The organism is Lutibacter sp. (assembly GCF_040883305.1).
Classification (GTDB): Bacteria; Bacteroidota; Bacteroidia; order Flavobacteriales; family Flavobacteriaceae; genus Lutibacter.
The window spans coordinates 1-8,394 of the sequence record NZ_JBFLKT010000383.1; the positions used below are offsets into that span (position 1 = coordinate 1).

Genomic DNA, 8,394 nt, shown 5'->3' on the forward strand with positions numbered 1-8,394 from the left:
TAAAATTGAATCATCTTAAAAAAATGACTACGGAATTGGGAATTATTCAATTTTGTAAAATTTCTCAACCTGATAGCTCCTCTGGCTATACATTAGATGATAACGCTCGTGCTTTAATAGCGTTGAGTTTACATTATAAGTTATTTCATAAGAAAGAAGATTTACAGCTTATAAATACGTATTTAAATTTTATAATACGTTGTCAAAAGCCATCGGGTACGTTTGTAAATTATATTGATGAAAATAATTTTGAACATATTAAAAATAGCTATATAAATTTAGAAGATTCTAATGCAAGAGCTATTTGGGCACTTGGAATGGTAATTTCATTAAAAGACTATTTACCCGAATATATAACTGACAAAGCGATTATTTGTTTTATAGATAGTTTGCCTTGGGTGAAAAATATTCTATCACCAAGAGCCATTGGTTTTGCAATTAAAGGATTGTATTTGTATTATTCAGTGACTAAACAGTCAGAAATTGTTTACGTTATTGAAAAATTAGCAAACAATTTAATTTCAAATTATGATATAGCGGAAACCAAGAATTGGAAATGGTTTGAAAACTATTTAACCTATGCTAATAGCGTTTTACCCGAAGCTATGTTGTATGCCTACTTAGTTACAGGGAAATCAAAATATAAAAGGGTTGCAATTGATTCCTTTAATTTTTTATTGTCTAAACTATTTTTTAAAAATCAGTTTAAAGTTATATCTAATAATGGATGGTTTCATAAAGGAATTGAGTCCAATATTTATGGAGAACAACCTATCGATGTTTCTTACACCATTCAAACGTTAGAGTTGTTTTATAATACAACCAAAGATGTTAAATATAAAAATTTTCAAAAGAAAGCTTTTAATTGGTTTTTAGGGAAGAACCATTTAAATCAAACCATGTACAATCCAATAACTGGAGGATGTTATGACGGATTGGAGAAAACGCATGTAAATTTAAATCAAGGTGCAGAATCCACTATTTGCTATCTTATTGCTAGGCTTATTATGGAAAAAGAAGCTGTTTTACCACCAAAATATATTAGAAAAAGAAGGTTTAGAAAACAATTTAAAATTGAAAATAAGACTTAACAAAAGGAGGCGTTGAAAATTAAATAGTCCAGCCAATCCGTTTTATAAACTGTGCCAATAATAAAGAACTAAATCCGAATAACATAATAGTAATTAATTTACTGATAGTTAATGGCGAAATTGAAAGTGCAATTGCAACTAGTGGTGTAAAATAAGCAATGCATGTTATTACTATGCATATTACAATTGCAACCCAAATCCATTTATTTGAAGTTACTTCATTGTTGAAAAATGATTCTTGACGTTTAGGTAAATTAAAAACATTGAATAATTGGGCAAAAATTAAGGTAAAAAAAGCCATATTATTAATTTCATTGGAAGGTAATTTTAAAATATAGTTTGAATATAGCGTTATGCCTAAAACACTTGCCGTAACACATAATCCATAAATAATGGTGGCATTCCATAATTTTGTTGTCATAATAGGCTCATTTGGCAATCGTGGTGGTTTTTTCATCAGATCTTTTTCACCTTTACCAAGACCTAACGCTAAGGCAGGAAATATATCGGTAACTAGGTTTAAGAATAATATTTGTAAAGGTAATAGTGGTGAAGGCAAATTCAACAATGCGGCAATACCTACTGAAATAATTTCTGCCAAATTACTAGATAACAAGTACACCACAAACTGACGAATATTTTCAAAAATAGCCCTTCCTTGGTGTATTGAGAGTTCTATAGACGTAAATTTATCATCCTTTAAAATAACATCAGCAGTTGCTCTTGCTGCTTCCGTACCTCTAATTCCCATTGCGATTCCTATATCTGCTTTTTTTAAAGCCGGAACATCGTTTACGCCATCTCCAATCATTCCAACAATGGCATTATTTTGTTGAAAAAGGGTTATGATATCTAATTTTTGTTTAGGGGTTACTCTGGCAAAAATTATAGCATTTAAAAGTGTTGCCTTTTTTTCTTCAGAAATTGTTTCAAAGGCTGATAAATCTTTTCCCAACACTACCATTTCTTTAGTAATATGTTGTGGTAATAAACCTATTTCCTGTGCAACTTTTTTTGCTGTTCCTGGATGGTCACCTGTCATCATAATTACACGAATACCTGCATTCTTATAGATAGAAATGGTTGCTTTAACATCTTCTCTTGGCGGATCAATAAAACCAATAATCCCAATAAAAGTGAGCTGATGCAAAAAGTTTTCACATGCTGGTAGTTTCTCAACATCTTTAAAGGCAAAGGCCAGTACTCTTAATCCTTTAGAAGCTAAATTATCTACCTTTTGTATCCATTTTTCTTTGTTTTTAAAAGGAATTATTTCACCATTGCTAAGCATCGTGTCACAGCATGCAGCAATACTTTCAAAGGCACCTTTGGCATATATTTTAAATGCGGAATTGAATTGGTTTACAGTAGCCATCATTTTGCGTTCCGTATCAAAAGCAATTTCCATTTTTTCGGGATACTTTTTTTGAATAAGATGAGGTTTGAAGCCTACAAATTCAGCAAAATCATTTAAAGCTAAATCTATGGCATCTCCGTGTTTATGTTGGTTAGAAACGAAGACGTCATTGCACAAAATACCTGCGAGTACCATTTCTTTAAATCCCTTTAATTTTTTTGTTTCAATACTAAAATACTCCTTTTTATTGTAAACATTTTCAAAAGAATTATTTTCAAAAACAAGTGTATGTACCTTCATTTTATCCTCGGTAAGCGTTCCTGTTTTGTCTGTACAAATAATAGTAGTAGCTCCTAATGTTTGTACAGCTTCTAGTTTTTTAATAATCACTTGTTTTTTGGATAATCTTAGCATACCCTGTGCCAGTGCAATTGTTGCTACAATAGGCAAACCTTCAGGGATGGAAGCGACGGCCAATGCAATTCCGGTTTGCAATATTAACATAAAATCATTCCCTCTAAAATACCCGGTAATTATGATAAGAATGGTTAAAATTAGGGTTAATAAAATAAGATTTTTACTTAAATTAGTAAGTTTTTTTTCTAAGGGTGTTCGTGTTTTTTTTGAAGTAATTCCTAATTGTTGAATTTTACCAAGTTCGGTGTGTTTTCCTGTTGCTATTACAATGGCTTTAGCCATTCCTTTAGTTACCAAAGTACCTCTAAAAACCATATTATTTAATTCAGAAATAGGGGTGTTGGTTGGTAAAACTGCTATTTCTTTTTCAATAGGGTAACTTTCACCAGTTAAAACGGCTTCTTTTACAGTTAAGCTTTCTGAATAAATTAAACGCGCATCAGCAGTAACCACATCTCCAGCTTCTAAAATAACAAGATCTCCAGGAACTAGTAATGAAGACTTCAAATGAAGCAAGATACCACCTCGTAAAACTTTTGTGATTGATTGTCCCATTTTTTGAAGCGTTTCTAAAGAACGTAGGGCTTGTAATTCCATAAAAAAACCAATGGCAACAGTAATTATTATCACAATAAGTATGGCAATTCCTTCTAGCCAATCTCTAAAAATCAATGCTAAGAATACAGCGATAAGTAATATGTAAATAATTGGGTTTAAAAGCTGTTCAAAAAGGATGGTAAGCGTATTTTTCGACTTTTCTTCGGGTAATTTGTTTTTGCCAAAAATTTCAATTCGAGTTTTCACTTGTTTGGTAGTTAGCCCCAAAGTTGAATCACTCTCTAATTGTTTAACAACTTCTTCAGGTGTTAAAGTATGTGGTTTTTGAATTATTTTTTGCGAAGAAAAAGTCATTTAAGTATCATTAAATAATTTCAGTTTAAATGGTTAAGGTATCGCTAATAGACGGTTTAATAAATGATAGTCATCAGTTCAACATGTTTAATATTTATTTTTTTAGATAAATTTAATCTATAAGAAATAACAGGGTTAAGGTTAAAATAGCACGTATTTTAAGGGCATTATGCTAGAGTAATTATCATTAAAATTAATTTTTAATTGATTGTTTTTGAACAAAGAAGAAAGACTTGATACACATCATTTTTTCTTTTTTTTATAGTAGTTAATTTTACATCGATTAGAAAATATAATGTTCAATTAAAATTTTTTTATTATGAAAAGTGATAGTGCAATTAAGGAAGATGTTCTTGATGAATTAATGTGGCAACCAGATATTGATGAGACTCAAATTGGAGTTATTGTTGAAAATGGAGTGGTAACATTAACAGGAATTGTTGATAGTTACTCTAAAAAATTAGCGGCTGAGAAAGCGGTTAAAAATGTAAAAGGTGTTAAAGCTGTAGCTGATGATATTGAGGTTAAATATGGCTCGGCATACAAAAAAACGGATAAAGAAATAGCCAAAGCAGCAGTAGATGCTCTAAAATGGAACTCATCTGTGCCTGAAGATAAGGTTACAATTGAAGTGCGCGATGGTTGGGTTTATTTGTCTGGAGAACTCAAATGGTATTACCAAAAAGAGGCAGCATTGAAATCGGTTGAAACTTTGTTGGGAGTGAAAAAAGTAGTAAACAATATTACTTTAAAACAAAGTATAAAACCTACCGAAATTAAAGCTAAAATAACCAAGGCATTTGAACGTTTGGCGGATTTAGATGCCAAGAATATTAAAGTTGATGTTGATGGTCATACGGTAAAATTAAAAGGAAAGGTACACTCATATGTTGAAAAAGAGGAGGCTAAAAAAACAGCTTATGCAGCTCCTGGTGTTTACAAAGTTGAAAATGAGATTGAAGTAATTTTATAACTTCACTATTATTTGAAAAAGCGAGACTGTTTAATTTATTTATTTTTCAGTCTCGTTTTTTTTGAAAAGGAATTGAAATCTTGATGGAACGTTTAAAAATAAAATCATGAATATTATTTCATGGAATATCAATGGGATTAGAGCAATTACTAAAAAAAACTTTTACGAATGGGTGTTAAAACAAAATCCAGCTATTTTATGCCTGCAAGAAATAAAAGCAACAGATGAGCAAACAACTCAATTATTACAAGTTTTTAAAAATTTCGATATTTTTTCTAATTCAGCTGATAAAAAAGGGTATTCCGGCACTGCTTTATTAAGTAGAATAAAACCATTATTAGTTACAAGATCTAAGGAATTTATGAAAATAGACCAGGAAGGAAGGGTTATTTGTGCTGAGTTTCCCAATTTTTTTTTAATAAATGTATATGTGCCAAATTCGGGACTAAAATTGAAAAGACTTGATTATAGAAAAAAGTGGGATTCAGTTTTTTTGAACTATATAACGCACTTGAAAAAACAAAAATCAGTACTTATTTGTGGAGATTTAAATGTAGCTCATCAGGCAATTGATTTAAAGAATGATAAGGCAAATTACAACAAAACAGCTGGATATACACAAGTTGAAATTGATGGGATAAACAATATTTTAAATAGCGGTTTTGTTGATTCTTTCAGGCATTTATATCCTGATAAAATTGCATATACCTATTGGAATTATCGGTTTAATGCAAGAGCTAAGAATAGTGGTTGGCGTATAGATTATATTTTAGTTGATGTTATTTTAAAGAACAGCATAAAAGAAGCTAGCATATTTTCAGATGTTTTTGGATCAGACCATTGCCCAATTGGAGTTCAATTAGATTTAATGTAACCAGAATAAAAAAATATCGAGGTTTTTAGCCTCGACATTTTATTTCATTTTCATATTACAATAATTTCCCTCTTAATAAACTACGAAATTTCAATTACTCTTGGTTTTTGTTTTTTTGCTTCTTCTTTTTTAATTAGACGGAATTTTAATATTCCATTGTCGTATTTAGCTTTTATTTTTTCGTCGGCAATACTATCAGGTAATTTTAAAGATCTTTCAAAAGAAGCGTAACTAAATTCTTTGCGAGTGTAATTTTCATCTTTTTCTTCTTTAGTTTCTTCTTTCTTTGCAGAAATATTTAAGCAACCATCATCAATGGTAACTTCAAAATCTTTTTTGTTGTAACCAGGAGCGGCCAATTCAATTTCGAACTCATCTTTAGTTTCTTTTATATTCAAAGCTGGTTCATTCATTTTTTTTAACCATAATCTATCATTTATCAGATTATCTACGTTAAAATCTAAAAAATCTGGTGCGAGCAAATTTTCTAACGGACTTTTTCTAAATCTTACTAGTGACATAATTGTATGTTTTTAAATTAAACTTATTAATTACTCAAATTTATTTCTAATTTCAATTTCAAGAAATGATTTTCCTCAATTTCAAGCAATTAAGAAATGATTTTTTTCATTAAATTTAAATACAATGGGAAGTTTATCTTGGTGTTTTTTGTAATTGGACACAAAAAAACAGGAAGCCTTAACTTCCTGTTTTCGGAAGGGTTGAATATGTTAATAATAACTACATAATTTCTTATGTTATTCTTATACTTAATAAAACTGAAATTAGTTTTTTGTTACTATTAAATACCTTAACCCTTCTTTTCAATCTTCGTAATTTTTAAAAAAAGAAGATCTATTTTTTAGAAACAGGAAGCCTAAACTTCCTGTTTCCTTCTGAAAAGACTTTGGAAACTTAGTGATATTGAAATAATCTTTCAAAAAATTTTTACTTCTAAAAATTAGAATCATAAACTACAACTTCCATCAAAAAGTAGCTAAACCTCCTCAGTATAATTTACAGATTGTTTAATACAATGTAAATCTATTTTTCAAGTGTTTTTTTCAAAGAACTTTAAATTAATACAACAAATTTAAGAGCTGAATAGTTATTATTTTATGATGAGCATCATTTTAGCATATGATTGTTATCAGAATTAAATTTTTTTTTATGAATTATTATTGATATGAATCTTTAGTTATTGTTGCCTTTTAATTCGGAGAGTAGTTCTTCTAAATTTACAGTTGCAAACGAAGAAGCATAGTCTGACATTGCATACGGAATGCAAAGTTTACCATTATGAACTATTGAGCCACAAGAATAAATTACATTAGGTACATAACCTTCTCTTTCTATTTCATTTGGAATCATTAATGGCATTTTCAATCGCCCAATTTCTTTCTCAGGATGCTCTAAATCATATAATGAAGCACCCATTACATATTCTCTCATTTGACCAACCGCATGAGTAATTACAAGCCATCCATCTTTTGTTTCAATGGGAGAACCGCAGTTTCCAACCTGAACAAATTCCCAAGGATATTTTGGTTTTTGCAATAATTTGGTCTCATTCCATCTATTTAAATCGTTAGAAAAAGAGATATAGTTATTTATCCCATCAATTCTGCAGAGCATTGCATACTTGCCATTTATTTTTCTTGGAAATAATGCCATTCCTTTATTTCTTCCAACTTTACCATTTATAGGCGTAATTTTAAAATGGTAAAAGTTTTTAGTCATTATTAATTTAGGTAAAATTGTAATTCCATCATATGCAGTATAGGTAGCATAGTATGTTATTTCACCATTATCATCAGTAAATTTAACAAACCGCGCATCTTCAATTCCATTTTTTTCATTATCAGAAATAGGAAAAATAACTCTTTCGGAAATATCAGTATCCAATGAAAATATAATTTCATAGTGAGAAGATGCTAACCACATAATTTCATCACAAAGTATTTTACCCGATAAACACAAATTAAGTTCTTTTTTTACTTCTTTTACAGCTCGCTCCAATTCTTCATATGAAAAATTTTCGGGAAGATTAGAAAAGAGTTTGGAAGAAATGTCCTTATCATCTTTATGTAATTCAGAGAGTGCCAAGAGGAAATCTTTTTTATTATAAGCGTGTCTTTTTATAATTTTTGCCTCATTAATCATTTTACCTGGTTCTTTAACATATAAATTACATTCTTCGTCAAGTGTACCACCTCTAAATACAATAGAAGAAATATGTCCTTCTCCAGTAGCTCTAAAGCTTAAAATTACTCTTTTTTCTCCCTTTTGAACCACGCTTTGATCTGGATCTTCAACCATAGATGGGTTAAAAAACGCAGCCGATTCAATGGAATATTCTTTTGTAAAATAAGAACCAATGAGTGTTTTCATCACATTGCTAATATTATTTGGATTGAGATTTAGTTCCTTTAAAATATGGGATAACTTATTGAAATTATGTTCAAATGTTGCTGAAATATTTCTATGACGCTTAGAATAACCTCTAAGTATTTTTACTAATTCTTCTTTTGCTTGCTCTTCTGATAGTTCAAGAATTTTTAGAATAATTCCTTTACTTTTTTCATCACCAGAATAATTAAAGCGAGCAATTATTCGACTGGAATTTGGACTGAATATGATGTTCTTTCTATTAACTTTTGTTTGCATTAGACTAAGTGTTTTTAGATTCTAAAAATTGAATAATCATATCTAATTTCATAGAATAATAATCAGATGCTATCAAATTAGGAGTGATTTGCGAGTTGTCAAA

At 29.7% G+C, this 8,394-nt stretch carries 5 protein-coding genes and 1 pseudogene; 3 read left to right on the forward strand and 3 right to left on the reverse strand.

Annotated features, from left to right (window positions below; genetic code table 11):
• Positions 1–1,091, forward strand: a pseudogene (locus AB1Z17_RS12305) (glycosyl transferase family 1); the annotation flags it as partial.
• Between the two features lie 19 nt (positions 1,092–1,110).
• Here the strand turns inward: AB1Z17_RS12305 and AB1Z17_RS12310 are convergent.
• Positions 1,111–3,777, reverse strand: a complete 2,667-nt coding sequence (locus tag AB1Z17_RS12310) for a cation-translocating P-type ATPase (RefSeq protein WP_368052086.1) — start codon at positions 3,775–3,777, stop codon at positions 1,111–1,113.
• Positions 3,778–4,096: 319 nt separating this feature from the next.
• On the opposite strand from AB1Z17_RS12310, the gene AB1Z17_RS12315 reads away from it, so the two are divergent.
• Both AB1Z17_RS12315 and AB1Z17_RS12320 read left to right on the forward strand, forming a co-directional pair.
• On the forward strand, positions 4,097–4,750 hold the full coding sequence (locus AB1Z17_RS12315) for a BON domain-containing protein (RefSeq protein WP_368052087.1): 654 nt from the start codon (positions 4,097–4,099) through the stop codon (positions 4,748–4,750).
• Positions 4,751–4,856: 106 nt separating this feature from the next.
• Complete coding sequence (locus tag AB1Z17_RS12320) at positions 4,857–5,624, forward strand: exodeoxyribonuclease III (RefSeq protein ID WP_368052088.1); 768 nt, start codon at positions 4,857–4,859, stop codon at positions 5,622–5,624.
• 80 nt (positions 5,625–5,704) lie between these two features.
• On the opposite strand, the gene AB1Z17_RS12325 is transcribed toward AB1Z17_RS12320, so the two are convergent.
• Both AB1Z17_RS12325 and AB1Z17_RS12330 read right to left on the reverse strand, forming a co-directional pair.
• The gene (locus AB1Z17_RS12325; RefSeq protein ID WP_368052089.1) at positions 5,705–6,145 is read right to left on the reverse strand and encodes an Hsp20/alpha crystallin family protein; all 441 of its coding nucleotides are present in this window, start codon (positions 6,143–6,145) and stop codon (positions 5,705–5,707) included.
• A gap of 673 nt (positions 6,146–6,818) precedes the next feature.
• Positions 6,819–8,291: a glycoside hydrolase family 130 protein gene (locus tag AB1Z17_RS12330; RefSeq protein WP_368052090.1), complete on the reverse strand. Its 1,473-nt coding sequence runs from the start codon at positions 8,289–8,291 to the stop codon at positions 6,819–6,821.
• Positions 8,292–8,394: the final 103 nt, after the last annotated feature.

Bases quoted from the DNA above. Each gene is read 5' to 3' on its own strand.
- AB1Z17_RS12325 (WP_368052089.1), bottom strand. From the start codon at position 6,145: ATGTCACTAGTAAGATTTAGAAAAAGTCCGTTAGAAAATTTGCTCGCA.
- AB1Z17_RS12315 (WP_368052087.1), top strand. From the start codon at position 4,097: ATGAAAAGTGATAGTGCAATTAAGGAAGATGTTCTTGATGAATTAATG.
- AB1Z17_RS12330 (WP_368052090.1), bottom strand. From the start codon at position 8,291: ATGCAAACAAAAGTTAATAGAAAGAACATCATATTCAGTCCAAATTCC.
- AB1Z17_RS12310 (WP_368052086.1), bottom strand. From the start codon at position 3,777: ATGACTTTTTCTTCGCAAAAAATAATTCAAAAACCACATACTTTAACA.
- AB1Z17_RS12320 (WP_368052088.1), top strand. From the start codon at position 4,857: ATGAATATTATTTCATGGAATATCAATGGGATTAGAGCAATTACTAAA.